General features: G+C 31.8%; 1 protein-coding gene. It reads right to left on the minus strand.

What is annotated here, in order from left to right:
• On the minus strand, positions 1 to 227 hold a 227-nt coding region (locus ACFIKU_RS10030), incomplete at its 3' end, for a DnaJ domain-containing protein (protein ID WP_375657420.1).
• Positions 228 to 390: the final 163 nt, after the last annotated feature.

A 390-nucleotide genomic window follows, 5' to 3' on the forward strand; every position in this document is an offset into this window, starting at 1 on the left:
TTAAAAGTTTCATGATAGAACTGATTGTAAGCAGCTCTCTTTCGAGGATCTTTAAGAACTTCATAGGCTTCACAAATTTTTCTGAATTTTTGTTCTGCTTCGGTACTAGAATTATGATCAGGGTGGTATTGCAGAGCTAATTTACGAAAAGAAGATTTTATCTGTTTATCGTTGCATGCGTAGCTTACACCAAGAATTCCATAATAATCGTCTTCATTTATTATCATTAAATACAGCCACTTGTATATTGCTCTTCTTTTATAAGATCGTTTAATTGATCTCTTTTGAATGTATCGACATGTGTTGTTTTTTGTGTTGAGAATATGTGCAAAAACATGTTTAATGAAAATGGCTATAGTGATTATACCGTATCTAAATGAGAGGAGATAC

Origin of the sequence: Bartonella sp. CM120XJJH (genome assembly GCF_042194715.1) — a bacterium.
In the GTDB taxonomy this organism is placed as follows: Bacteria; Pseudomonadota; Alphaproteobacteria; order Rhizobiales; family Rhizobiaceae; genus Bartonella.